The organism is Blastococcus sp. CCUG 61487, from assembly GCF_005222955.1.
Taxonomy (GTDB): domain Bacteria; phylum Actinomycetota; class Actinomycetes; order Mycobacteriales; family Geodermatophilaceae; genus Blastococcus.
Genome location: NZ_LWUA01000019.1, coordinates 1 through 24509, shown reverse-complemented (window position 1 = coordinate 24509; position 24509 = coordinate 1). Strand labels below are relative to the sequence as shown.

25 protein-coding genes are annotated in these 24509 nt (G+C 74.4%); 13 read left to right on the top strand and 12 right to left on the bottom strand.

The features are described 5' to 3' along the window. Window positions 1–6 precede the first annotated feature (6 nt). Window positions 7–627 (bottom strand): TetR/AcrR family transcriptional regulator, encoded by a 621-nt coding sequence (locus tag A6V29_RS02080; RefSeq protein WP_137158748.1) that lies wholly within the window; start codon window positions 625–627, stop codon window positions 7–9. Between the two features lie 125 nt (window positions 628–752). Here A6V29_RS02080 and A6V29_RS02075 point away from each other — a divergent pair, with 125 nt between their 5' ends. The 4 genes from A6V29_RS02075 to A6V29_RS02060 all read left to right on the top strand — a co-directional run bounded on the left by A6V29_RS02075 (window position 753) and on the right by A6V29_RS02060 (window position 4681). Beyond that, window positions 753–1874: an EAL domain-containing protein gene (locus A6V29_RS02075; protein WP_137158747.1), complete on the top strand. Its 1122-nt coding sequence runs from the start codon at window positions 753–755 to the stop codon at window positions 1872–1874. 49 nt (window positions 1875–1923) lie between these two features. Beyond that, window positions 1924–2778: an aldo/keto reductase gene (locus A6V29_RS02070; RefSeq protein ID WP_137158746.1), complete on the top strand. Its 855-nt coding sequence runs from the start codon at window positions 1924–1926 to the stop codon at window positions 2776–2778. Window positions 2779–2841: 63 nt separating this feature from the next. After that, window positions 2842–3996, top strand: coding sequence for an acyl-CoA dehydrogenase family protein (locus A6V29_RS02065; RefSeq protein ID WP_137158745.1), 1155 nt, complete (start codon window positions 2842–2844; stop codon window positions 3994–3996). Next, complete coding sequence (locus A6V29_RS02060) at window positions 3989–4681, top strand: PaaI family thioesterase (RefSeq protein ID WP_137158744.1); 693 nt, start codon at window positions 3989–3991, stop codon at window positions 4679–4681. Before A6V29_RS02065 ends, A6V29_RS02060 begins: the two co-directional genes overlap by 8 nt. Window positions 4682–4701: 20 nt before the next feature. Here A6V29_RS02060 and A6V29_RS21865 read toward each other — a convergent pair whose 3' ends face one another. Genes A6V29_RS21865 through A6V29_RS02045 form a run of 3 tightly spaced genes read right to left on the bottom strand, consistent with a single transcriptional unit; the run spans window position 4702 to window position 8071 of the window. Next, window positions 4702–5820, bottom strand: a complete 1119-nt coding sequence (locus A6V29_RS21865; protein ID WP_137158743.1) for an NAD-dependent epimerase/dehydratase family protein — start codon at window positions 5818–5820, stop codon at window positions 4702–4704. A 50-nt stretch (window positions 5821–5870) separates the two neighbouring features. After that, window positions 5871–7232 carry an MFS transporter gene (locus A6V29_RS02050; RefSeq protein ID WP_137158742.1) on the bottom strand — a complete coding sequence of 454 codons (1362 nt, stop codon included), beginning with the start codon at window positions 7230–7232 and terminating at the stop codon, window positions 5871–5873. Beyond that, window positions 7229–8071: an alpha/beta fold hydrolase gene (locus A6V29_RS02045; protein ID WP_170977650.1), complete on the bottom strand. Its 843-nt coding sequence runs from the start codon at window positions 8069–8071 to the stop codon at window positions 7229–7231. Before A6V29_RS02045 ends, A6V29_RS02050 begins: the two co-directional genes overlap by 4 nt. 69 nt (window positions 8072–8140) lie before the next feature. Between A6V29_RS02045 and idi the strand changes: the two genes are divergently transcribed. Next, window positions 8141–8668 carry an isopentenyl-diphosphate Delta-isomerase gene (gene idi / locus A6V29_RS02040; RefSeq protein ID WP_137158740.1) on the top strand — a complete coding sequence of 176 codons (528 nt, stop codon included), beginning with the start codon at window positions 8141–8143 and terminating at the stop codon, window positions 8666–8668. An 18-nt stretch (window positions 8669–8686) separates the two neighbouring features. Here idi and A6V29_RS02035 read toward each other — a convergent pair whose 3' ends face one another. Continuing rightward, window positions 8687–10474, bottom strand: coding sequence for a GGDEF domain-containing protein (locus A6V29_RS02035; RefSeq protein WP_137158739.1), 1788 nt, complete (start codon window positions 10472–10474; stop codon window positions 8687–8689). A 257-nt stretch (window positions 10475–10731) separates the two neighbouring features. Between A6V29_RS02035 and A6V29_RS02030 the strand changes: the two genes are divergently transcribed. The 3 genes from A6V29_RS02030 (at window position 10732) to A6V29_RS02020 (ending at window position 12758) form a co-directional block, all read left to right on the top strand. Then, window positions 10732–11562 carry a polysaccharide deacetylase family protein gene (locus tag A6V29_RS02030; RefSeq protein WP_137158738.1) on the top strand — a complete coding sequence of 277 codons (831 nt, stop codon included), beginning with the start codon at window positions 10732–10734 and terminating at the stop codon, window positions 11560–11562. Between the two features lie 144 nt (window positions 11563–11706). Beyond that, the gene (locus tag A6V29_RS02025) at window positions 11707–12480 is read left to right on the top strand and encodes an SDR family NAD(P)-dependent oxidoreductase (protein ID WP_137158737.1); all 774 of its coding nucleotides are present in this window, start codon (window positions 11707–11709) and stop codon (window positions 12478–12480) included. Between the two features lie 11 nt (window positions 12481–12491). Next, window positions 12492–12758 carry a hypothetical protein gene (locus A6V29_RS02020; protein WP_249932933.1) on the top strand — a complete coding sequence of 89 codons (267 nt, stop codon included), beginning with the start codon at window positions 12492–12494 and terminating at the stop codon, window positions 12756–12758. A 10-nt stretch (window positions 12759–12768) separates the two neighbouring features. Here A6V29_RS02020 and A6V29_RS02015 read toward each other — a convergent pair whose 3' ends face one another. Genes A6V29_RS02015 through A6V29_RS02005 form a run of 3 tightly spaced genes read right to left on the bottom strand, consistent with a single transcriptional unit; the run spans window position 12769 to window position 16274 of the window. Beyond that, window positions 12769–15078 (bottom strand): SpoIIE family protein phosphatase, encoded by a 2310-nt coding sequence (locus tag A6V29_RS02015; protein ID WP_137158736.1) that lies wholly within the window; start codon window positions 15076–15078, stop codon window positions 12769–12771. Continuing rightward, window positions 15075–15692, bottom strand: coding sequence for a biliverdin-producing heme oxygenase (locus A6V29_RS02010; RefSeq protein ID WP_137158735.1), 618 nt, complete (start codon window positions 15690–15692; stop codon window positions 15075–15077). Before A6V29_RS02010 ends, A6V29_RS02015 begins: the two co-directional genes overlap by 4 nt. A 57-nt stretch (window positions 15693–15749) precedes the next feature. Further along, window positions 15750–16274, bottom strand: a complete 525-nt coding sequence (locus A6V29_RS02005; RefSeq protein WP_212718939.1) for a DUF488 domain-containing protein — start codon at window positions 16272–16274, stop codon at window positions 15750–15752. 55 nt (window positions 16275–16329) lie between these two features. On the opposite strand from A6V29_RS02005, the gene A6V29_RS02000 reads away from it, so the two are divergent. Further along, complete coding sequence (locus A6V29_RS02000; RefSeq protein ID WP_249932931.1) at window positions 16330–17535, top strand: MFS transporter; 1206 nt, start codon at window positions 16330–16332, stop codon at window positions 17533–17535. Here the strand turns inward: A6V29_RS02000 and A6V29_RS01995 are convergent. The 4 genes from A6V29_RS01995 to A6V29_RS01980 form a co-directional block, all read right to left on the bottom strand. After that, on the bottom strand, window positions 17495–17839 hold the full coding sequence (locus A6V29_RS01995; RefSeq protein ID WP_137158733.1) for a hypothetical protein: 345 nt from the start codon (window positions 17837–17839) through the stop codon (window positions 17495–17497). The two genes, A6V29_RS02000 and A6V29_RS01995, sit on opposite strands and share 41 nt — an antisense overlap. Window positions 17840–17906: 67 nt before the next feature. After that, entirely contained in the window at window positions 17907–18734 is an 828-nt protein-coding gene (locus A6V29_RS01990) for an ABC-2 transporter permease (protein ID WP_137158732.1), read from the bottom strand. Then, the gene (locus A6V29_RS01985) at window positions 18731–19657 is read right to left on the bottom strand and encodes an ABC transporter ATP-binding protein (RefSeq protein ID WP_137158731.1); all 927 of its coding nucleotides are present in this window, start codon (window positions 19655–19657) and stop codon (window positions 18731–18733) included. The genes A6V29_RS01990 and A6V29_RS01985 overlap by 4 nt, the downstream gene beginning before the upstream one ends. Window positions 19658–19800: 143 nt before the next feature. Next, window positions 19801–20901 carry an NAD(P)-binding domain-containing protein gene (locus A6V29_RS01980; RefSeq protein WP_137158730.1) on the bottom strand — a complete coding sequence of 367 codons (1101 nt, stop codon included), beginning with the start codon at window positions 20899–20901 and terminating at the stop codon, window positions 19801–19803. A gap of 298 nt (window positions 20902–21199) precedes the next feature. On the opposite strand from A6V29_RS01980, the gene A6V29_RS01975 reads away from it, so the two are divergent. The 4 genes from A6V29_RS01975 (at window position 21200) to A6V29_RS01960 (ending at window position 24208) form a co-directional block, all read left to right on the top strand. Further along, window positions 21200–21895 carry a hypothetical protein gene (locus A6V29_RS01975; protein WP_137158729.1) on the top strand — a complete coding sequence of 232 codons (696 nt, stop codon included), beginning with the start codon at window positions 21200–21202 and terminating at the stop codon, window positions 21893–21895. A gap of 107 nt (window positions 21896–22002) precedes the next feature. Further along, complete coding sequence (locus A6V29_RS01970; protein WP_137158728.1) at window positions 22003–22833, top strand: tyrosine-type recombinase/integrase; 831 nt, start codon at window positions 22003–22005, stop codon at window positions 22831–22833. Window positions 22834–22857: 24 nt separating this feature from the next. Beyond that, a complete protein-coding gene (locus tag A6V29_RS01965; RefSeq protein ID WP_137158727.1) occupies window positions 22858–23307 on the top strand; it encodes a hypothetical protein in 450 nt (149 codons plus the stop codon). 130 nt (window positions 23308–23437) lie between these two features. Further along, on the top strand, window positions 23438–24208 hold the full coding sequence (locus A6V29_RS01960; protein WP_137158726.1) for an HNH endonuclease: 771 nt from the start codon (window positions 23438–23440) through the stop codon (window positions 24206–24208). Window positions 24209–24509 lie beyond the last annotated feature (301 nt).

The window sequence follows — 24509 nt, the reverse complement described above, 5'->3', positions numbered from 1 at the left end:
CCGGCCTCAGACGTTCGCGCCGGCCGCCCGGAGCACGGGCAGCGCCACCACGTCGACGACGGCGTCGGCGAAGGCGTCGTCTATCGGCTCGCCGTTGACCAGCCACCGCTGCACGATCGGGGCGCCGATCGCCTCCGACACCAGGCTCTGCGCGAGACCGGCCGCGACCTCGCCGCGGGCCTCGGCGCGCACCCACATGTCGTTGAACGCCGCGGTCCAGATGGCGAGGGGACCGCTCCGGAACGCCTCCGCCAGCGCGGGCTGGTGCTGCATCGAGGAGAGCAGCGCCTGGGTCGCGGCCCCCACGGGGCTGTTGACCATGGCCACGAGGGCACGCAGCATCACGCGCAGGTCCCCCTCGAGGGAGCCGGTGTCGCCCTCCACCACCTCGGCGGCGTTGAGGTCGGAGACGGTGTCGACGACGAGGTCTTCCTTGGTGCGCCAGCGGCGGTAGATCGTCGCCTTGCCCACGCCGGCCTCGGCGGCGACGGCGTCCATGGTGAGCCCGGCGTAGCCGACGTCGGCCAGCAGGCGCAGGATCGCGGCGCGGATCACCTCGTCCCGGCTGGGATCCCTGGGCCGCCCGCCGCGGCTCGGCCGGACGTCGTCCGGGGAGAGAACCGTCATGCCCGCACCTTAGACACTTCACCTGGGAGGAAGATCCACTAGGCGTGCGCGAGCGGCCGACTCGCCGGGGACACGCCGCGCCACCGGTCCGCGGGATCGGCGCCCACGCGGGTCATCCTGCTGGCATGGGAACGCTGTGCGGCAGTGTCTGCGGCTGTCGGCGGCACTGGACGATCCCCGGCCGTTCCTCCCGCGCCCTGCTCGCCACGACGGCCGGCCACGTCCTCCCCACCGTCTCGCGCACCGCCAAGGCGATGGGCCTGCACGTGCAGACCGTCCCCCACCTGGTCGACGTCGAGGACCCGACCGGTGGCCGCGGCCTCGAGCGGCTGTTCCAGAAGCTCGCCCGGGAGCTCACCGACGCCGAGCTCGACGCGGTGCGCGTCGTCACCGACCCGCCCGCGGAGGGCGCGGCGCTCACCGCCCGGCTGCTCACCGCACCCACCCTCGCCGTCGAGTTCGCCCGAAGGGGGGTGACCCTCGAGGTCGGCGTCCTCACCGAGGCCGAGTTCTGGTCGGCCTACCAGCCGATCGTCTCCCTCGCCGACCGCACCGTCGTCGCCCACGAGGCGCTGCTGCGCGGCGTCGTGGACGGCCGGGAGGTGGGCGGCGGCGACCTCTTCTTCGTCGCCGAGTCCGCGGGCTGGCTCACCCGCCTCGACGGCATCGGCCGGGAATCCGCCATCGTCGGTGCGGCGCCGTGGCTGGGTGACCACGACCTGTTCGTGAACATCGATCCGGCCTCCGTCCTGCGTCCCCAGGTCTGCCTGGCCGGCACGGAACAGGTGGCCCACACCGCCGGCCTGGAGCCGCGCCAGCTCGTCTTCGAGGTGGGCGAGTCCCACGCCGTCGCCGACCGCGGCCACCTCGTCTCGCTGCTCGAGCACGTCCGCTCGCTGGGCTGGCGGGTGGCGCTGGACGACGTCGGCGCCGGCTGGTCCGGCCGCTCGCTGCTGGCCGCCGTGCGGCCCGAGGTGGTCAAGCTCGACAAGGGCCTGGTGCACGCGCTGGCCCACGACGACGCCGCACGGACGGTGTTCCGGGCGGTGACCGACCTCGCCCACGAACTCGGCGCCGTCGTCGTCGCCCAGGGGGTCGAGGACGAGGAGCTGGCCGAGCAGGTGACCGCCCTCGGCGCGGACCTCGGCCAGGGCTGGCTGTTCGGCCGACCGGTGCTGCCCGAGCCGCCGGCGCGCGAGGCGGACGCGGGCAGCTGGCAGCCGGTCGGGGTCACCCGCTCCCGCTGATCCGGTGCTGCCGGGAACACGTGGCCGACTCCGCGTGCTGGCCCCGGGCATGACCACCGCAGAGCTCAGCGACACGTTCACCATCGGCGGCGATCTCCCCGTCCACCGCCTCGGCTACGGCGCCATGCAGCTGCCTGGCCCCGGCGTGTGGGGCGAGCCGGCCGACCGGGCCGCCGCCGTCCGCGTGGTGCAGGCCGCCGTCGAGCAGGGCGTCGACTTCATCGACACCGCCGACTCCTACGGCCCGCTGGTCAGCGAGCAGATCATCGCCGAGGCGCTCCACCCGTACCCGGAGAACCTGGTCATCGCGACCAAGGCCGGGCTGACCCGCCAGGGCCCCGACGTGTGGACGCCGGTCGGCCGCCCCGCCTACCTCAAGCAGCAGGTGGAGCTCTCGCTGCGGCTGCTGAAGGTCGACCGCATCGACCTCATCCAGCTGCACCGCATCGACCCCGAGGTCTCCCTGGCCGACCAGCTGGGCGCCTTCGTCGAGCTCCGGGAGCAGGGCAAGGTTCGCCACATCGGCGTCTCGGAGGTGTCGGTCGAGCAACTGGCCGCTGCCCGCGAGATCACCGAGATCGTCAGCGTGCAGAACCTCTACAACCTGGTCCACCGCAAGAGCCAGGACGTCCTCGATTACGCCACGGAGCACGGCATCGCGTTCATCCCGTGGTTCCCCATCGCGACGGGCAACCTGGCCGCACCCGACAGCCCGGTGGCCGACATCGCCCGCGAGCTCGGCGCGACGCCGGCCCAGGTGGCGCTCGCCTGGCTGCTGCGCACGTCGCCGGTCGTGCTGCCCGTCCCCGGCACCAAGTCGGTCGACCACCTCACCGAGAACCTCGGCGCCGCCCGGCTCACGCTGTCCGACGAGGACATGGCCCGCCTCGACGCCCTCGCCTGACAGTCCGGGGGGCCGAAAGCACGCTTTTGGCCCCCCGGCGGGACGGCGTGCCAGCATGTCCCCGTGGACGCCGAGGACTTCCGCCAGATCAAGGACGCCGTTCGCCAGCTCGTGCGCGAGGAGGTCATCCCCCTCGAGGAGCGCATCGAGGAGGAGGACCGCATCCCCGACGAGCTGCGCGCGCAGATCGCCGAGATGGGGCTGTTCGGGTACGCGCTGCCCGAGGAGTACGGCGGGCTCGGCGTCACCATGAGCGAGGACGTCGAGCTCGCCATGGAGTTCGGCTACACGACGCCGGCCTTCCGCTCGCTGTTCGGCACGAACAACGGCATCTCCGGCCAGGTCATCGCCAAGTTCGGCAGCGAGGCCCAGAAGCAGAAGTACCTGCCGGGTCTCTCCGCCGGGAACCTGATCGGCTCCTTCGCCCTCACCGAGGCCGAGGCCGGCTCCGACCCCGCGGGGCTCCGGACCACCGCCCGCCGCGACGGCGACGAGTGGGTGCTCAACGGCAGCAAGCGCTACATCACCAACGCGCCGCTGGCCGACCTGTTCGTGGTGTTCGCCCGGAGCAACCCCGAGGAGAAGGGCGGCCGCGGCATCTCCAGCTTCGTCGTCGAGACCTCGACGCCCGGGGTCACCGTCGGCCCGAAGGACCAGAAGATGGGCCAGTCCGGCGCCTGGACGGCCGAGGTCTTCTTCGACGACGTGCGGGTGCCGGCCGACGCGCTCATCGGCGAAGAGGGCCGCGGGTACGCCAAGGCGCTCACCGTGCTCTCCCGCGGCCGGCTGCACATCGCGGCGCTGTGCGTCGGCATGGCCCAGCGGGTGCTCGACGAGTCCGTGGCCTACGCGGCGACCGCCAAGCAGGGTGGGGCGCCGATCGGCCGCTTCCAGCTGGTGCAGGCGATGATCGCCGACATGCACGCCGAGGTGCTCGCCGGCCGCAGCCTCGTCCGCGACGTCGCCGCCCGCTACGACTCCGGCGAGGACACGTCGGTGGGCCCGTCGTCGGCGAAGCTGTTCTGCACCGAGATGGTGGGCCGGTCGGTCGACAAGGCGGTGCAGGTGCACGGCGGCATGGGGTACCTGCGGACGACGCCGGTCGAGCGCTTCTACCGCGACGCGCGGCTGTTCCGGCTGTACGAGGGGACCAGCGAGGTGCAGCGGGTGATCATCGGCGGCACGCTGCTGCGCGAGGCCGGCATGCCCCGTGGGTGACCGCGAGCTGACGCCGGACGAGCGGGCGGTCCGCCGCGACGCCGTCGGCGAGCTGGGTGCGGCCCTGCGCGACCTGGTCGACGCCGCCGTCCGCACCGAGGTGCCGGTCGACCGGCTGGCCGAGGCCACGCACGCGGCGCGGGAGCTGACCGCGCTGCTGTCCGAGGACCTGCGCGAGCTGCACGAGATCCCCACGGTGGACGACCCGGCGACGGGCGAGCGCTGGTTCAGCCCGGTCTACGGGCCGGGCAGCCCGGTCGCGCCGCCGATGGTCGTGGAGGACTTCCCCGGCGAGGGGCGCTGCGTCGGCCGGGTCACCGTCGGCAAGCAGCACGAGGGGCCGCCGGGGCTGGTGCACGGCGGCGTCGTCGCCACCCTGCTGGACCACGTGCTCGCGCGCGCGGCCCGTGCCTCGGGACACGGTGGGCTGACCGGCAAGCTGACGATCACCTACCGCCGGCCCACCCGGCTCGGCATCCCCCTGGTCGCGACGGGCGAGCTCAGCTCGGTCGACGGCCGCCGGGCCGTCGCGACCGCCCGGCTCGTCGCGGCGGACGACCCGGACACCACGCTCGCCGAGGGCGAGGCGCTGCTGGTCGCGCTGCGGGCCGAGCGGGCGGCCGAGGTCTTCTCGAAGGCCGGTCGCGCCGTCGGCGCCTGGACGCTCCGGAGCTCCGACGGCTGAGACGTCCCTCGCGGACGTCGTCAGTTGGCGCGCGGGCCCGGCGCGTTCGCCGGGTCGCCGGCCGGGTCGAGCTCCGGGCCGTCGGCCGGCCTGAGCAGCGGACCGGGAGCGCCGGTGCCGGCGCCGAGCGCGGCGACGAACTGCGGCAGCACCTCGTCGCTGCGGTGGAACGGCGCCCAGTCCAGCAGCCGCCGGGCCCGCGTGGTGTCCTGTGCCGGCAGCGAGGTGCCCAGGTCCAGCCAGCCCGGTTCGGTCGGCACCAGGTGGGCGACGAACGCGGCCTGGAGCGCAGGGCGCAGCGCGAACGCCGGCACCGGGACGCGGCGCGTGCCCAGCGCCGCGGCGATCCTGTCGGCGTCCAGCACCGGTTCGGCGGCGAGGTTGAACGGCCCGGGCGCCCGCCGGTCGAGGATGCGCTCCAGACCGTCGGCGACGTCGTCGGGGTGCACGAAGGACAGCGCGACCTGCGGCAGCGGCACCGGCAGCACCCGGGCCACCGCGCCGGGCAGGAGGCGGGAGGCACCGAACAGCAGCGGGCCGAGGAAGTAGCGGCCGATCTCGCTGGCCGCCTGCGGCTGGAGCACGAGCGTCGGGCGGGCGATGGAGAGCACGGTCGAGGAGAAGGGCTCGACCAGCGCGCGCACCACCTGCTCGGCTTCGCTCTTGTCGCGGCTGTACTGCGAGCTCGGGATGCCGGTGGTCGGCCAGTCCTCGGTCACCCGCTGGCCCACCGCGCCCGCCGCGTACGCGCCGATCGAGGACATGTGCAGCACCTGCCGCACCCCGGCGGCCAGTGCCGCCCGCACGACCCGGTCGGTGCCGTCGACGTTCACCCGGCGCAGCCGCTCCGGTTCGCGGCCCGGCTGCAGCGCCCAGGCGAGATGGACGACGGCGTCCGCACCGTCGAGGAGCTCCGCCAGCACCGGCTCGCTACCCGGCTCCCCGAGGTCGGCGGCGAACCAGCGGACGCCGTCGTAGGGCGGCACCTGCGGCGGCATCCGGCGGGCCAGCCCCCGCACCTCGGCGACGCCGCTGCCAGGGGCGGTCAACCGCCGCAGCAACGCCGTCCCGACGTTGCCGCTCGCGCCGGTGGCCGCGACGGTGGCGCCCTGCAGGTGGCCGGGGGAGTGGTCGGGCATGCTCCGGCGCTACCCCGACCGCGAGCGAGCAACCCGGAGGATCGGTCCGGTCAGCCGGGAGGCGCGTCCGCCGGAGTGGCGACGAGGTCGTCGAGGGACCGGCCGCGCAGTTCGGGCAGCCGCAGCGAGGTCAGCGCGGCGATCGCGAAGAACGCGGCGAAGGTGCCGAAGACCAGGCCGTTGCCCCCGGCGTCGACCAGCGGGGGCACGCACAGGGGAGCGGCGATCGAGGCGAGCCGGCCGAACCCGGCCGCGGCTCCGGCGCCTGTCGCCCGGAGCACCGTCGGGTACACCTCCGGCGTCACGGCGTAGAGCGCGCCCCACGCCCCGAGGTTGAAGAAGGACAGCACCATGCCGGTGACCAGGATGGTGGCGTCGCTGCCCGCCGCGGCGAACAGCCCCGCGCCCACCGCGGACCCGGCCAGGAACGTCGCCAGCGTGGGCCGCCGACCCCAGCGCTCGATGAGGTAGGCCGCCACGGCGTACCCGGGCAGCTGGGCGAGGGTGATGACCAGGGTGTAGCCGAACGACTTGGTCAGCGTGAAGCCGTTGGCGACCAGCAGGGTGGGCAGCCAGATGAAGGCGCCGTAGTACGCGAAGTTGATGCTGAACCAGACCACCCACAGGGCCGCGGTCCGGGCCCGGATGCCGCCGGCCCAGAGCGCCCGGGGGCCGGGGGACTCGACCGCCGCCGGCAGCGGCGACGGGGCGGCAGCCACGCCGGCCGACTCCTCGAAGCGCCGCACGGCGGCCTCCGCCTCCTCGACCCGGCCGCGGGTCTCCAGGAAGCGCACCGACTCCGGCAGCCCCCACCGCACCACGGCCGCGTACAGCGCCGGGATCGCGCCGATAGCGAGCGCCCATCGCCAGCCGGCGTCGCTCCGCGGGACGACGAAGAAGCCGACCAGCGCGGCCAGCGTCCAGCCCAGCGCCCAGAACGCCTCGAGCCAGACGACCACCCGCCCCCGCACCCGCGCCGGCGCGAACTCGCTGACCAGCGTCGAGGCCACGGGCAGCTCGGCGCCCAGACCCAGGCCGATGACGAACCTGAAGACCAGCAGGGCGCCCACCGACCACGACAGCGCGGCGGCCCCGGTGGCCAGGCCGAACACCAGCAGCGTCAGCGCGAAGACCTGGCGCCGGCCGATCCGGTCGGCGAGCAGCCCGCCCAGCGTGGCGCCGAGGGCCATGCCGACGAACCCGATCGAGGCGACCCACGACAGTTCGGAATCGGTGATGCCCCACTGCTGCTGCGCCGCGAGCGCCGCCAGGACGAAGGAGATCAGCCCGACGTCCATGGCGTCCAGCGCCCAGCCCAGGCCCGACCCGACGACCAGCCGCCCGTGCTCGCGGGTGAACGGCAACCGGTCCAGCCGCTCCGCGCGGGAGAGCTGCGCCTCGGTCGCCGTCATGCCGGGGCGCCCCCTGTCCGCACGTGGGCGGTGACCAGTTCGGCGACCCGGTCGGGAGCCAGTTCGGGGATCCAGTGCGGCACGCCCTCCAGGACCTCCAGCCGGTAGGGCGCGTCGACGAAGCGCTCGGTCGCCTCGGTCGCGGTCCGGCCGAGGAAGGCGTCGCCGGTGCTCCACACGTGCAGCGTGGGCACGCGCACCGTGCCGACCGGGTCGCGCCCGCTCCAGGGCAGCGCCCGGTACCAGCCCAGCGCCGAGGAGAGCGCGCCCGGCTCCTGCATGCGGGTGACGTAGTGGTCGACGAGGTCCTCCTCGAGCCCGCCGCGGCTGAGCAGCCGGCGCAGCACCATGCCGTTGCCGGCCAGCAGCAGCCGCTCGGGGAGGACCGGCAGCTGGAACAGCCCGACGTAGCCCGACCGCAGCCCCTGGTCGCTGGTCAGCACGGCCCGGGACATCGCCGCCGGGTGCGGCACCGACAGCGCGGTGAGGCTGCGGACCCGGTCGGGGTGCCACGCGCCCATGGCCCAGGCGACGATGCCGCCCCAGTCGTGCCCCACGACGTGGGCGCTGTCCAGCTCCGCCGCGTCGAGCAGCGCCAGCACGTCGCCCACGGTCTCGCGGAGCCGGTAGTGCGCCCGGCCCCGGGGACGGGCCATGGCGCAGTACCCGCGCTGGTCGGGTGCCAGGGTCCGCAGGCCCGCTCCGTGCAGGGCGGGGACGACGCGGTCCCACGAGGCGGAGTTCTGCGGGAACCCGTGCAGCAGGACGACGGGCTCGCCGTCCCGAGGTCCGGCGTCGCGGACGTCGAAGGTCAGGCCGTCGCGGCGGAAGCTGTCCACGACGGCCACTGTGCCCCGTCCGACCGGGCGTCCATGCATCGGTGGCGGCGGCGGGCGACAATGGCAGCCATGGAGCTGATCGTGCTGGTGGATGACGAGGGGCGGTCCATCGGCACCATGCCCAAGCCGCTGGTGCACCACGGGGAGACCCCGCTGCACCGGGCCTTCTCCGTCTACCTCTTCGACGACGCCGGCCGGCTGCTGGTCACCCGCCGGGCCGCGGACAAGCAGACCTTCCCGGGCATGTGGACCAACAGCGTCTGCGGTCACCCGGGGCCGGGTGAGGACGACGCCGCCGCGATCGCCCGGCGCGCCGAGTTCGAGCTCGGGCTGCAGGTGAGCGACCTGCGTCCGGCGCTGCCGAGCTACCGGTACCGGGCGGAGTTCCGGGGGATCGTGGAGAACGAGATCTGCCCCGTGTACCTCGGCCGCTTCACCGGCTCGCCCGATCCCGACCCCACCGAGGTGGGCGAGTGGGAGGTCCTGGACTGGGCCGCGTTCCGTCGTCGGCAGGAGGCCGAGGGCGACGCGTGGTCGCCCTGGTGCCGGGAGCAGACCCGGCTGATCGAGGAGGCCGGGCTGGTGCCCGCCGCCTGACCCGTCGCCGGCGGCGGGTCAGCCGCGGAGCCGCTGGAGCCCGGCCGTCGTGCCGCCCAGTTCCGGCTCGTAGACCAGGAACTCGGTGTGCACGGCCCGTTTGGCGGCGTACATCGCGATGTCTGCCTGCCGGATGAGGGTGTCGGCGTCCCCGATCTCGGCCCCGCCCAGGGCGACGCCGATGCTCGCGCCGATCGAGGTGACGGCCTCGGCGCCGAGGACGACGGGGGCGGCGAGCTGGGCGCGGATCCGGTCGACGACCCGGGTGACGTCGGCCCGGTCGACGGGCCCCTCCAGCAGGACGACGAACTCGTCGCCGCCCATCCGGGCGGCCGTGTCGGCGGGGCGCAGGCAGCCGCGGAGCCGGTCGGCGACGGCGCGCAGCAGGACGTCACCGCCCTCGTGGCCGAACGTGTCGTTGACCGGCTTGAAGCCGTCCAGGTCGAGGTAGAGGACGGCCGGCCAGGTCCCCGTGCGCGCGGCGGTCTCGACCGACTGCCGCACCCGGTCCAGCAGGAGCGTGCGGTTGGGCAGGCCGGTCAGCGGGTCGTGCAGCGCCTGGTGCCGCAGCTGCTCCTTGAGGTGGGTGACCTGGCGGAGGTCCTGCTCCAGGCGACCGCGTTCCAGCGTGGTCGCGACGTGCCGGGCGAAGGTGTCCAGCAGGGCCAGGTCGCCGGCGCTGAAGGTGGTGACGTCGCCGAGTCGGCCGCCCACCAGCAGCAGGCCGTGCACCCTGTCGTCGGTGCGCAGCGCGGCGACCATGGCGTCCTTCAGCCCGCGAGACGCGGCGTAGGCGTCCAGGTGCTGCGCCGCACGCGCGCCGGTGCGGCTGGTCAGCGTCCCGGAGGCGGTGGCCCGGTCCAGGAGACGGCGGTGCCCCTCGGGGTCGGCGAGCGGCGCCATCACCACGGGCTCGGCGCCCTCGCGGCTCAGGCTCACGGTGGCGTCGTCGCGGTCGGCCGGGTCGAGGAGGACCAGTTCGACCAGCTGGGCGCGGAAGGCTGTGCGCACCGAGTCCAGGAACTGGCCGAGCGCCTCCTGGCTGTCGCCGGCCGTGTGCAGGAGGGAGGTCACCTCGTGCAGGACCTGGAGGTTCTCCCGCTGCTCGCGGGCGTGGGTGTAGGCCCGGTACGAGGCGACGATGAGCACCGAGGGCAGCGCGAGGAGGGCCAGGGCCGCCGGATCGTCGATGGCCGACCGGGCCACCACCACGCCCAGGGCCGCCGAGCCCAGGCTGAACGGGACCGAGCTGGTGAACATCACGAGCAGCCGGCCGACGTCGACGCGGCCCTCGGTGATCGCGATCGCGGAGAAGATGCAGAGGTCGCCCAGCGCCGTGCAGAGGGGGACGGCGACGAGAGCGGCCAACCAGTCCCACGTTCCCACCGTCTCCGTGAGGACGGCGAAGACCGTCGCGGCCAGGGATCCGTTGAGCGCGCAGACGGCCAGGTTGAAGACCAGTTTCACGCCGCGCTGACGACGCTGGACGGCGAGGATGACCGCGCAGGCGACGACCTGGGCGGCGACCATCTCGCTCGGCACCGCCAGCAGCAGGCCGGTGCCGAGCGCCAGGTCCCCCAGGGAGAACATGTGCGACTCGCGCTGCCACTGGACGTTGACCACCAGCGCTTCGGCCACCAGGAAGACGGCGACCCAGAGCACCCACGGCAGCTCCGGTGCCGTCGGCGCCCCGGACAGCGGGCGGACGGCGAGGACGAACAGCGCGGCCGCCGCGGCGACGACGCAGGCGGTGAGCACGAGGACCGGCCGGGGGAGGGCCGGCTGGGCGGTGCGACGTCCCGGCACGCTGGTCCTCCCGTCGTCGTCCCGAGCCGCCCGCCACCGGTCGTGGCGGGTCTCCGGGTTCCTCGGCGGAACAGCGGGCGTGCTGAAGAGGCACCGGCGTCCGGGTGGTGCCAGTCCACCCGGCCGGGTGACGCGGCGGTGTCTGCGGCCGCTTTCCAGTCACGTCCCGCATCCGGCCGGCGACGCGGCGAGGTGGTCCGGCGCGTCGCCCGGGTCGTTGCCGGGCGTGCCGCGACGGGCTGCCTACCGTCCGGCGGATGGACCGCCGACGGTTCCTGCTCACGCTCGCCGCAGGCCTCGCCGTGGCCGCGACAGGTCGCGGTGCGGTGACGGGGACGCGTGCCGGTGAGAGCCCACCCGTCGCCGCGCCCGCAGCGCCGTCGCCGGCGGCCGCCGTCGAACCCGCCCCCGGGCTCGTCCCGGTGCCGCCACCGACCGGAGTGGTCACCGCCCTGCCCGGCGAGGGCAACGGCCTGGCGCTGACCATCGACGACGGCACGAACTCCGAGGTCGTGGCCGCCTTCGCGCAGCTGGCCGTCGACGCCGACGTCCGCCTCACCTTCTTCCCGAACGGCCGGTACCGCTCGTGGGAGGAGAACGCCGCCGTCCTGCGGCCCCTGGCCGAGTCCGGGCAGATCGCGTTCGGCAACCACACCTGGTCCCATCCGGACCTGACCACGCTCGGCGACGCGGAGGTCGCCGAGGAGATCGGGCGCAACAAGGAGTTCCTGCGCACCACCCTGGGCGTCGAGACGCCGTTCTTCCGGCCACCGTTCGGCGCCCGGGACGAGCGCACCGACCGGATCGCCGCCGACCTCGGGCACCCGACCATCGCGATGTGGAACGGCACGCTCGGCGACTCGCGGGTGCTCACCGCCGCCGAGCTGATGGGGTACGCCCGCGAGTGGTTCGCCCCGCAGACCATCGTCGTCGGCCACGCCAACCACCGGACCGTCACCACCGTCTACGGCGAGCTGCTCGACCTCATCCGCGAACGCGGCCTGCGCACGGTGACCCTCGCCGACGCCTGGGCCGCGCCGGCCGCACGGTTCCGGGGAGCTGTCGCCACCGCCCGCGTCCCGCGCTGACCTGCGCCTGAGGGCCTTTCGGCACCGGAAGGCCCGTGCGGAGGTGGACTGTCGGTACCGAAAGTCCGTGCGGCCCGACCTGCGGGCGGTCGGGTTGTCGGTGAGGCTGTCGGCAGCCGATCGGGTGCGGATGGAGGAAGCCGGATGCAGGAGTCGCTGAAGGGTCGCGTCGCGCTCGTGACGGGCGCCGCGAGCGGCCTGGGGCGGGCCACCGCGGTCGCCCTGGCCGAGGCCGGGGCGCACGTGGCGATCGCGGACATCGACGGCGCAGGCAGCGAGCGGACCAGGGAGCTGGTCGCCGACGCCGGCGGGTCGGCGGAGGTCGTGGCGCTGGACGTCGCCGACGACGAGAGCAGGCGGGCGGCCGTCGCCGCGCTGTTCGACCGGCACGGCGACAGCTTCGACATCCTGGTCAACGTCGCCGGCATCGACCGGCCCGGCTACATCACCGACATCGACCTCGCCGACTACCGGCGCGTGCAGGCGGTGAACTTCGAGGGGCCGGTCTTCCTCACCAGCGAGTTCACCAAGCGCGTGCAGCACCTGCCCGAGGGGCGCACGGCCGACGTCGTGCACATCGTCTCGCTCTCGGCGATCACCTCCGGCAGCGGCGCGATCGCCTACAACGGCTCGAAGGCAGGCTTCCTCAACGCGACCCGCTGCATCCAGCGCGAGCTCCGCGAGAAGGCGGTGCGGCAGGAGGACGGCACCGAACGCCCCTTCCCGTGCCGCGTCCAGTCTGTCGTCCCGGCGGCCATGGACACCCCGATGATGGAGCAGTGGGGGATCCCGTCCCACCTGATGATGCCGCCGTCGGCAGTCGCCGAGATGGTGCGCACCCTGGTCCTGCTGCACCCCTCGGCGTACGTGCCGGAGATGCAGATCGTGCCGCGGCTCGAGCCGAACTTCCCGCGATGAGGAGGCAACGCATGACCGTGCCCGGTCCGGACGACCCCACGCCCGACAGCGCCATGGCCTCCGGCACGGACCCGGGGACAGCGGGGGGCCACCTGGGCCCCGGCGACCTCACCCCCAGCGAGGAGCGGCTGCTCGCCGCCCTGGAACGGGACGTCGACAGGTGGGAGCCCGACGTCGCCGAGGTGCGCGCCGCGGAGGACGAGGCCCCGCTGCCCGCCCGCGGTGGCCTCCCCACCGCCGGTCTCGTCCCGCGCTTCGAGGCCCCAGGCGAGGCCTGACCCAGCGCGTTCAGTCGGCGCGGAGGCGGGCGGCGACCAGCGCGACGTCGTCCTCGGCGCCGGTGGGCAGCAGCCTGGTCAGCAAGGCGTCGCACAGGTCCTGGACCGGGCGCCGCCGCAGGTCGGCGAGCGCCCCGGCGAGCAGTGCGATGCCGTCGTCGAAGACCTGGTCGCGCCGCTCGACGAGGCCGTCGGTGTAGAGCAGCAGCGTGCTGCCCGGGTCGACGACGAGGTCGTGCTCCGCGCGCGGCCGGGTGTGGTCGACCCCGAGGAGCAGCCCCGGCCGGGGGGTGTCCAGGACCCGCACCGCGCCGTCGGCACCCAGCACCAGCGGCGGCAGGTGCCCGGCGCTGGCCCACCGCAGCCGGGTGGCGCCGGTGTCGGGGGAGCGTTCCAGCCGGCCCACGAGCACGGTCGCCAGCGCGCCCAGGCCGAGCCCGTCGACGGCGGCGTCCAGCCGGCTCAGCAGGGTGGCCGGACCGGGGCTGCCGGCGTAGGCGATGCCGCGCAGCAGGCCCCGCAGCTGGCCCATGGTGGCCGCCGCCCGGCTGTCGTGCCCCGCGACGTCACCGATGACCAGCAGCGTCGCGCCGTCGGCCTGGTCGAACACGTCGTACCAGTCGCCGCCGACCTGGGCCTCCCGGGTGGCGGGCACGTAGCGGACGGCGAGGTCGAAGCCGGTGGGCTGCACCGGCTCGGTCAGCAGGCTGCGCTGGAGCGTCTCCGCGGCGCGCACCAGGCTGCGGGAACGGGCGTAGAGCGCCTCGAGCAGATGGGTGCGCAGTTCGGCGGCGGCGGCCTGCTGGCCCGCCGTCCACGGCTCGGACCTGTCGCGCACGGTCTGCCGCCAGCGCTCGAAGGACTTGCGCGGGCTCAGCCGCACCTCGTCGCCCTCGCGCTCGGCGATCGCCTTGTTCTGCGGGTCACCGCCCCAGTCGATGTGCCGCACGGCCTCGGCGCGGAACCACAGCACGTACTGGTTGCCGGGCAGCGGCAGCACCAGCGCGCCGCACGCGTCCTCCACCGGGATGCCCAGGTGCGGTGCGTCGCGCCGGAACGAGTCGGTGGCGACCACGTCGTCGGCATCGCGGGCGGCCCACGCGGCCACCGCCTCGGCGACGTTGGGGGGCAGCGCCGCGCCGGCGCTGCGGGTCCGGCCCTGCAGGCGGACGACGACCCCGTCGGCGGGCACGAGGTCGAGCAGGCCGGGGGAGCCCAGCAGCGCGTCGCCGAGCGCGCGGTCCTCGTCCAGCGCGGCGGCGGTCAGCCGGGTGAGCGTCGAGCGCACCTCGAGCGTCCGCTGGACCTCGTCCTCCTGGGCGCGGTCCACCAGGCGCAGGGAGAGCGTCGAACCGAGGAACTCGGCGGCCGCGCGGGTCGCGTACGGCGGGGCGTGGGGGCCGCTGTAGTGGTGGCAGGCGATGAGCCCCCACAGCTTGTCGCCGCGCAGCAGCGAGATGGACATCGACGCTTGCACGCCCATGTTGCCCAGGTACTCGACGTGGATCGGCGAGACGCTGCGCAGGGTCGAGTAGGTCAGGTCCATCGGCTGACCGCTCACCGGGTGCGCCTCGGGACGCAGCGCAGCGGGCCGGTAGGCGACGTCGGAGATCAGCCGGATCCAGTTCTTCTCGTACAGGGCCCGCGCCTGCGCCGGGATGTCGGAGGCCGGGTAGTGCAGCCCGAGGAAGGAGTTGAGCTCGTCGCGCTTGGCCTCGGCGACGACCTCGCCGTTGTAGTCGGCGTCGTAGCGGTAGACCATCACCCGGTCGAAGCCGGTGAGGGTGCGCACGGCCTCGGCGGTGATGTCGTACAGCTCCTGCAGCGACGAGGCCCGGTTGAGCTCGCCGACGGTCCCGCGCACGGTCTGGTAGGTGTTCGGGAAGGAGAACGGTCGCGGCCCGCGCGCCGGCTCCAGCTCGACCACCAGGCTGGAGGCGGGCGGATCGCCGGGCAGCGAGGTCCGGTGCAGGATCGCGTCGACCGGCACGGGGTCGCCGTCCACGTCGAGGACGAGCTCGACCGGATTGCGCTCGCGCAGGTCGCCGAACGCGCTGGCCGAGCGGATGACCGCGGCGGCCGGGCCGGCGCCCAGGACCTCCGCCAGCGTGCGGCCCAGCGCCTGCGCCCACCCGACGCCGGTCAGGTCGGCCAGGTTCTCCGACACCTGCTGGACGACGTGGTCGGGATCGCTCACCGCGATCAGGACGCCGCGCGGCTGGATGCTCCCGGGGACGTGGATCGGCTCCCGCTCGCAGTTGGTCAGGTCGACCGGGGTGCCCGGGGCGAGGAAGTCGATGTCCGCGGTGGCGCCGGTCATGCCGGGACGTCCTGCACCGCGGCCGGCCGGCACCAGTCGGCGAGGGCGGTGAAGGTGCTCCGGGCCGAGGCCAGCATCGCGGTGGGCTCCCCGCCTGCCGCGACCCGCGCCCGGGTGGCTCGCCGGAAGGCGGCCCACATCGCGCCGGTCTCGCTGCCGTACGGGGAGAACGCCCGGACCCGGACGCCGGACAGCTCGGGCAGCCCCGCCAGGTGCCGGTCGATGAAGACCCCGCCGAGGGTGGAGCCCTCCAGCACGTACATGCGGCCGAGCGCCTCGTCGGTGCCGGCCACCGGGGACAGCTCCGGCGCCCGGGCGGATGCCGGGGTGGACAGGGCGCGCAGGTCGTCGGCGAACAGACCCGCTCGCCGGCGGCGGGGCCAGTCCACGCCCTCGGCGTCGTCGGCGCAGTCGGCTGCCCAGCGGTCGAGGCCGGCCTCGGCGCTGCGCCAGAAGCCGTGCATCAGGTCCAGCGTGCGGGCCAGCCGCTCCCTGGTCAGGGCCGGGTCGAGCAGGTCGAGGGTGCGTTCGACGTCGTCGTGCTCGGCAGCGGTGCCGGTACGGAGCAGCCGCAGTACGTCGCCGTCCGCGACCGCTCTCTCACCCGAAGCCATCCCGGCCAGAGTAGTGGGCTCCCGCCGCCGTCCCGCTCCCCGGGGAGTGCGCGCGTCTCACGCCGGCCAGGAGAGCGCGCCGTCGTCCCCGAGGACGGCGCCGTCCGACGGGCGGTGCGGGGACAGCCGACCGTCGGGCATCAGGTGGTTCACGGGGACGTCGTGGACGAGGACGGCGACGTCGGCGATCAGCCGCCGGTGGCAGCGCCACCAGACGCTCTCGCTGCACATCACCGCGACGGTGGCCGACGCCGCCTCGGCCAGCACCTCGTCGAGCGCGGCGGTGAACTCCGGCGTCCGGGTGTGCGCGGCGTAGGCGGCGAACTGGGTCACCGTCCACCAGCCGTCCTCGACCGGCGTCCCCTTCGGGAGGCTGCGTCGGCCGCCGAGCCGGGCCTCCCAGCGGTAGCCGATGCCGAGTCCGGGCACCCACTCCTCGAGCGCCTCGCGGCGGACGTCGGGGTTGTTCCGGCTGCCGGGGAACCGGCGGACGTCGACCAGTCGGTCGATGCCGGCGTCGGTCAGGGTCGTCCCCAGGGCGGCCCGGTCCTTCGGCCCGTGGCCCACGGTCAGCAGTGGCACGGCTCCCTGCCTACCCGGTCGCCGCCGGGGCGGCACGCCCGTCCATGCTGCGGGGGTGAGCGAGGTGGGGGAGGCACGGACGTCGCTGTGGCGGCTGCCCGGCATGCAGGCGCTGGTCGGGGTGACCCTCCTCGGGTTCGCCAGCTACTCGCTGACGCTGGCCTCCCTGCCTGTGTACGCGGTGTCCGGTGGGGCCGCGGCGAGCACGGCCGGCCTGGTCACCGCGGTCTTCCTCGTGGTCACCATCGCCGTGCAGTCGCTGATCCCGGGCCTGACCGCGCGGTTCGGCGTCGGACCGGTGTTCGTCGTCGGCCTGGTCGCGATGGGGCTGCCCGCGCCGCTCTACGTGCTGGACGACGGCGTCCTGTGGATCAGCATCCTGTCGGCCGTCCGCGGCGCCGGGTTCGCCATCCTCACCGTGCTCGGCGCCACGCTGTCGGCGCAGGTCGCGCCGCCGGGCCGGCGGGGCGAGTCGATCGGCCTCTACGGGCTGGCCATCGCGATCCCCAACCTGGTGGCGGTGCCGGCCGGCGTCGCCCTGGTGCTGGACGACTCGATCGGCTGGGTGGCGTGGCTGAGCGCGCTGCCGCTGCTCGGCCTCCCGCTGGTCCCGCGGCTGGTGCGCTCGGTCGGGCCGCAGGCGGCTCCTGGTCACGCGGGGGCGAGCAGGGCGGCGGTGCTGGCCGCCCTCGCCCCGTCCGCCGTGCTGTTCGCGGTCACCCTGGCCGGGGGCGGGGTGGTGACGTTCCTGCCCATCGAGCGGCCCGACGGGGTGCTCGCGACGGCCGCGCTGCTGGTGTTCGGCGCGACGGGTGCGGTGACCCGCTGGGGCGCGGGCCGGCTCGCCGACGGGGTGGGCACGCGGGTGCTGCTGCCGCTGGCCCTGCTGGTGTCGTCGGCCGGCCTGCTCGTCACCGGCATCGGGCTCGCGGTGGGCGACTGGTGGGTGCTGGCCGGCGCCGCCGTCTTCGGGGCGGGGTTCGGCGCGGTGCAGAACCTGTCGCTGCTGTGCGCGTTCACCCGCGCCGGCGAGAGCGGGACGACGGCCGCCAGCGCGATGTGGAACGCCTCGTTCGACGCCGGGACCGCGACCGGTGCCCTGGCGCTCGGGGTCGTGGCGGCCGGCATCGGGCTGGACTGGACCTACGTCGTGGTGGCCGCGGGCCTCGCCGCGATGCTGCCCGTGGCGGTCGCCGGGAGCCGGCCCGTGCGGGGGCGCGTCAGCCCGGAAGGCGCGCGGCCGCCGCGTGCAGGGACCTGATGAACAAGATCTCCTCGCCGGACCGGCGCAGCCAGGTGCGCAGGCCCGCGGGCTCGCGCCGCTGCGCGTCGCGGAGCTGACCCAGCAGCACCTGGCGGGTGCTGGCCTGCGCGCGCTGGGCGGTGGGCAGTGCCCGGCCCTCGGCGCGGGCGATCGCGGTCAGGGCGGCGCCGAGGAAGACCAGGTCCCGCACCTCGGTCACCTGCTCGAGGAAGGCGTCGGCGGCGGGGTCGTCCGCGGTGAGCAGCGCGAGGAACTCGTCGGCGCGGCGGGCGCCCTCGGCCTGGAGGTCGGGAGAGGTCACGCCCACCACTGTCCCCGATGGTCGACCGCCGCGGTGCACCGCGGCGGTCGTGACCACGAGGCGGCGGTCAGGCGTCCCGGCGACGGAACACCAGGGTCGCGACGGCGAGCAGCACCAGCACCTCCCCGGTGAAGGCGGCGAACCCGGTCCACGGCGCCATCAGCTCCGGGTTGAAGGAGACCGGCGTGGCGATCGCCGACCCCGCGTTGCCCGGCATCAGCTTCGCCGTCCACTCGCCCCACGTCCCGGGCAGCAGGAACGCCATGTTGCCGGCGACGAACACCAGCGCCAGCACGATCGACAGCGCCGCCGCGGTGTGCCGGACCAGGATGCCGACGGCGGCGGCGAACAGGCCCAGCCCCGCCATGTACAGCCCGCTGCCGAGCATCGAGCGCAGCACGCCGTCGTCGCCCAGCGCGATGCCGATGCCCTCGCGATCGAGGAAGAAGTTGCCGCCGAGGTAGCCGGCGAACGCGGTCACCGTGCCGGCGAGGAACAGCGTCGCGGACAGGACGACGGCCTTCGCGGCGAGCACCGCACCACGACGGGGGGTGGCGGCCAGCGTCGCCCGGATCATCCCGGTGCCGTACTCGCTGGTCACCGCGAGCGTGCCGAGCACGACCGCGGCGATCTGGGCCAGCATGAGCCCCCAGGTGATGAAGGAGCCGGGGGCCTCGTCGGCGTCGGCGCTGGCCAGCCACTCCGCGCTGGTGGCGCAGACCAGCGTGGTCAGCCCGGCACCGATCACGAAGAGCGCCACCACCGACCAGGTCGTCGACCGCACCGACCAGAACTTGATCCACTCGGCGCGCAGCGTGGCGGGAAAGCCGGGGCGCGGGGCCGGCACGCGGCGCGGATCCAGCGCGACGGTGGTGCTCGTGGCGGTGACGGTCATCGGGAGGCTCCTGCGAGTGCGGCCGTACGCGCCGAGTACTCGACGCTCGAGGCGGTGAGGGTCATGAAGGCGTCCTCCAGCGAGGAGCGCACGAGGGTGAGCTCGTGGAGGTAGAGGCCCTTGTCGCCGACGAGCTCGCCCACGGCGGCGGCGTCCAGGCCCTGGACGCGCAGCTCGTCGTCGACGGGGGAGACCTCCGCGCCGGCGCCGCGCAGCAGGTCGGCCACCTGGCCGTGCTGCGGGGTGCGGACCCGGACGTAGGAGGCGGCGTGCTCGGCGATGAAGTCGGGCATCGAGCAGTCGGCGAGGATCCGGCCGCGGCCGATGACCAGCAGGTGGTCGGCGGTGAGCGCCATCTCCGACATCAGGTGGCTGGAGACGAACACGGTGCGCCCCTCGCCGGCGAGCTGCCTCGCCAGGGTGCGCACCCAGCGGATGCCCTCGGGGTCCAGGCCGTTGACCGGCTCGTCGAGGACGACGACGGGTGGGTCGCCGAGCAGCGCGACGGCGATGCCCAGCCGCTGGCCCATGCCGAGGGAGAACTTCCCGACCCGGGTGTCCGCGACGTTCTCCAGACCGACCAGGTCGAGGACCTCGTCGACGCGGGTGCGCGCGATCCCGTTGCTGGCGGCCAGCCAGCGCAGGTGGTCGCGTGCGGAGCGGCCCGGGTGGAGGGCGCGCGCCTCGAGCAGGGCGCCCACCTCCCGCAGCGGGGCGGGGGAGTCCTGGTAGCGGCGGCCGTTGACCGTCACGCTGCCGGCGGTCGGCCGGTCGAGGCCGAGCGCCATCCGCATCGTCGTCGACTTGCCGGCGCCGTTGGGACCGAGGAAGCCGGTGACCCGGCCGGGGGCGACGGTGAACGAGACGCCGTCGACGGCGGTCTTCCCGCCGTAGGTCTTGGTGAGTCCGGAGGCGGTGATCATGCCCGCGCTCCGGGGTGCGAGGTCGGTGGAGTCATGGCGGGAAGCCTCGCGGCGGGCGGGGGCCGGGCACATCGGGGAGCGCCCTGAACCGACCCTGAACGGTCCCCCACGTGCGGGTGGGGGGACATCCCCGACCGGGCCGCTCAGGCGGTGCGCGGAAGGTCCGGGCGGAGCAGCCGGCGCAGCTGACGGGCGGCGGACTGTCCCGCGCGGTTGGCTCCGATCGTGCTGGCCGACGGGCCGTAGCCGACCAGGTGGACGCGAGGTTCGCCGGCCACGTGGGTGCCGTCCATGCGGATGCCCCCGCCCGGCCCGCGCAGACCCAGCGGGGCGAAATGGGTCACCGCGGCGCGGAAGCCGGTCGCCCAGAGGATCACGTCGGCGCGGACGAACCGGCTCGGCTGTCCGTCCGCGGGGTCCCAGGCGACCCCGTCGGGGGTGATCCGGTCGAACATCGGGTGCCGTTCCAGGACGCCGCGGTCGAGCGCGTCGCGGATGTAGGGCGCGCGCGTGGACAGCCCGGTGACGCCCACGACGCTGCCCGGCCGGCGGCCCTCGCGGACCGCCTCCTCGACCAGCGCCACGGCCGCGCGGCCGGCGTCCTCGTCGAACTCGTCGTCGCGCCAGACCGGCTCGCGGCGGGTGACCCACGTGGTGGACGTGACCCGGCTGATCTCCCCGAGCAGCTGGGTCGCCGACGAGCCGCCGCCCACCACGACGACGTGCTGCCCGCGGAACTCCTCCGGCGAGCGGTAGTCCACGGTGTGCAGCTGCCGGCCGCGGAAGGTCTCCTGACCGGGGTAGCGGGGGACGAAGGGGCGCGTCCAGGTGCCGGTCGCGTTCACCAGGGCGCGGGCTGTCCAGTCGCCGGCGTCGGTCTCGACCCGGAAGCGGTCGTCGGTGCGGCGCACGGCGGCGACGCGCACGGGCCGCACCACCGGCAGGTCGGAGTGCCGCTCGTACTCGGCGTAGTAGGCGGGCACCGCCTCGACGGCCGGTGCCTGCGGGTGATCGGGCGTGAAGGGCAGGCCGGGCAGGTCGTGCACCCGGTGGGTGCTGCCGAGGGTGAGGGAGTCCCAGCGGTGCTGCCAGGCGCCGCCCGGGCCGGTCTCGGCGTCGAGCACGACGAACCCGGTGTGCCGCGCGAACCCCTGGCGGAGCAGGCCGTACGCGGTGGAGAGGCCCGCCTGCCCGGCGCCGATCACGACGACGTCGACGTCGCGGGTGGCCGGATCGGTGCGCATGGAGAGATCAACCGGAGCGCGCGCCAGGGGCTTCCCGAGGTGTAAGGCTCCGGGACGACGGAGCGGCTCCCTCCCGGAGGAGGAAGCCGCTCGGTCGATCCTGGTGCGCCATCAGGGACTCGAACCCCGAACCCGCTGATTTGGGGTCTGGCGCCCGGATCTACGAGTTCGACGGCAACGGAGTGCACGACCCGCGAGCTCAACGACGCCTCGCGGCGGTGGCCCGCGAGGCGTCCCCCCTGGCTGAGCGCACGCCCCGGCCGCGTCCGGCGCTCGACGACCTCGCGGCGGTGGCGTGATGGCCCGGCCGGAGATGGTGCTGCCGCCGGTCGGCCCGGACGGCGTCGACCGCGAGCACGCCGACCTCGGCGACGTGCGGGTGCCAGCGCTCCTCGGCCGCTACAGCGACGACGAGCGGCACGCCCGGCCCGTGGGCTACTACCACGGCCGGCGCCCCGCCGACGGACGGTTCGGCGACCAGCCCGGACCGTGCAACCCGACCGGACAGTGGGGCCACAACCGCCACCTGTTCGACGCGCTCGAGGTCAGCGAAGGCGACCGCTACGACGCCGACGACCAGCTCCTCGGCAAGCGCTTCCACCTGGTGCTCACCTGCGTGCGCTGCGGCCTGGTCGAGGCGATGCGCGGCCAGCTCGACCCCGACGACGCGCCCGTCCCCGGAGCCCGGGAGGTCACCCACCTCGACCCGACGCCGCTGCAAGCAGGCGAGCTCCTCGCGCAGGAAATCGACCGCCGCCACTTCTGGGGAGACCAGTGGGATGTCACCTGGACGATCTACCGCGACGGCCTGCCCGTCGGCTGGCTCGCGACCCAGCGCGGCCCCCGCGGCAAGCGCTACGTCGCCGGCGCCTTCGGACGGCGATACGACAACTCTTCGCAGGTCGAGAAGGGCGCCGGCGCGCTCGCCGTGCTCCGGAAGCTGGCCAAGCAGGGGGCGCCGGAGCCGGTCGGAGCAACACCCACGGGCCCATGACGCCGCGTGCGAGCGGCCCCCGGCGGGTCACTCGACCGGAGGTTGAGGCTTCATCCTTAGGACGTCAGACCGGGGTGTCGTGGCTCACAGTCGCCTATGCAAGTCGTATGGGGGATCGAGCGGTTCCGAAACCATGGCAGGGCGCACTGGACGCGTGGGAGGGATGGCTGAAGGCCAGCGGCGCACCCCCGACCACCATCGGGCTCCGGCTCTACCAGCTCCGCCGGCTCGCGCTCGACCACCCCGACATCCGCCCGTGGGACGTGGACCTCGACCACCTGGTGCTCTGGCTCGCCCAGCACGAGCACTGGCGGCCCAACACCCGCCGTTCCTATCGCGGTGCCTTGCGCGCCTTCTATGCGTGGGCGGTCGCCGCCGGCCACCTCGATCGGTCGCCGGCCGCCGCGCTGCCCCGCGTGAAGGCCACGAGAGGCCTGCCCCGGCCAATCGCGGAAGATGTCCTTCGCGCCGCAGTCGGCCGGGCCGACGACCGCGCCCGGCTCATCCTGCTCCTCGCCGCCTACGGAGGCCTCCGCCGGGCCGAGATCGCCCACGTGCGGCGGGAAGACCTCCACCACGACGGCTACGGGTGGCTGCTGCGCGTCCACGGGAAGGGGGACGTCTACCGCGACGTCCCCCTCACCGGGCTCTTGGCGGCCGCTCTGCTCGACCTGCCCGGCGGGTGGCTGTTCCCTAGCGATCGGCGACCAGGCCGCCCTCTCACCCCCGAACGCGTCGGCAGGATCGCCTCCCGGCTCCTCCCCGAGGGGTGGGCACTCCACACCCTCCGACATCGGTTCGCCACCAGGGTGCGCGACGGCGGCGCCGACATCTACGTCATCGCCGAACTCCTCGGACACCGCAACATCGAGACCACCCGCATCTACACCCGCCTCGCCGGCGACGAGCTCCGGAAGGCCGTGACCGCCGCCGCATGACTAGATCCGGTACGGTCCCGGCTCATGCGCCGCGCTGCCCTGGGGCTCGTCTTCGCCACTTCCGTCGCCGTCGTGGCCGCCTGTGGCGGTGGGATCCGCGGCGACCTGTCCTCTCGAGACCAGGAACTGTGCGCAGTCGCCACCGACGACGGCGAGGCCATCGGGTACTTGTCCGGCCAGATTGACGAGCTGATCGAGAACGACGGCAACTTCTCCTCAGAGAGCGATGCCTACGCGTTCGTCGAGGTACCCGTGGGCCGTTCCGAGCAGGAGCTGAGCTCCCGGATCGCGAACTTCGACGAGCCCGACTCGGCCGGCTACGTCGACGACCCCGACCTGCTGGACAGCGCGAAGGCCTTGCGGGAGGTGCTCTTCGACCTGAAGGTGGCCGCCGACGAGGGCGGCACCGTCGACGAAGATGTCCTAGCCGATGCCCGTGACTCCATCGACGACCTGGTCGATGTCTGCACCTGATAGGCGCTAGCCGGCGAACCCGGCGAGGAAGCCCGCCACCTGGTGGGAAGCGTGCCGCTCGAGGCCGTCGCCGCCGAGGTCGTAGGACTGGATCGTCGATCCTGTCGCACCCGTACGTCACACTCGACCTGTGCCACCTCGTGATGATCGCCCCGCCGACGTCCGCTTCTGGGAACTCGTCGAGCAGACCGAGACCTGCTGGCTGTGGTGCGGACCGAAGCAGGTCGCCCGAGGAGTGACCCGACTGCTGTTCAACGAGACGTACCGACCCGAGCGGGTGCGCGTCTCCCCACGACGTCGGTTGTACGAAGGCACGGTCCGCCAGCTCGAGGAGAACGAGGTGCTCTCCGACACCTGCGGCCAGCAGCTCTGCGTCCGCCCCGACCACATGAAGCCCGGCACGACCGCCGACGCGGAGCGGTACAGCAGAGAGGCGCGGACCGCGGCCTTCTGGAGCCGCGTGGACCGAACCGGCGACGGCTGCTGGGAGTGGACCGGCTCCCGTCTCGCTCGCGGCTATGGCCGGTTCCCGCTCGGCGGCACCACTGTCAACGCGCACCGACACGCGTGGGAGCTCACCAACGGGCCGGTGCCCGACGGCATGTTCGTCTGCCACCGGTGCGACAACCCGCCGTGCTGCCGCCCCGATCACCTGTTCCTCGGTACGCCAGCGGAGAACAGCGCCGACATGGTGGCGAAGGGGCGGGTGGCCCGGAACCGCGGGCCTCGACTCCACCTGCGCGGTCCACGGCCGGAACTTCGGAAGCTCTCGCCCGAACAGGAAGAAGAGGTCCGGGCGCGCTGGGTGCCCTACAAGGTGTCGATGCCGCAGCTGGCGAAGGAGTACGGCGTCCACGTCATGACGATCCGTCGGACCATCTTCGGGCCGCCGGCGAAGTAGACTCTCGGACGCCGCGCTCAGTGTTGGCGCACTGCGGCCCGGGCGCCCGCCTCGTCCCACCACCTGGGCGATCAGCGAGGCGGGACCGCCCGGCACAACGCGAGAAGAGCCCCACCCCGCATCAGCGGGGTGGGGCTCTGTCGGTGGCGCTGCGGCCGGCGGCTACCGGACCGGGTGGTGCGGGGTGACGTAGCCGGGCGGCGGGTGACCTCGCCGACGTCGATCAGCGTGCCGTGTCGCGGCGGGGGCTGCAGGAGTCATCCACAGGTAGCCCGGAGCGGCCCCTCTGGGCGAGGTCAGG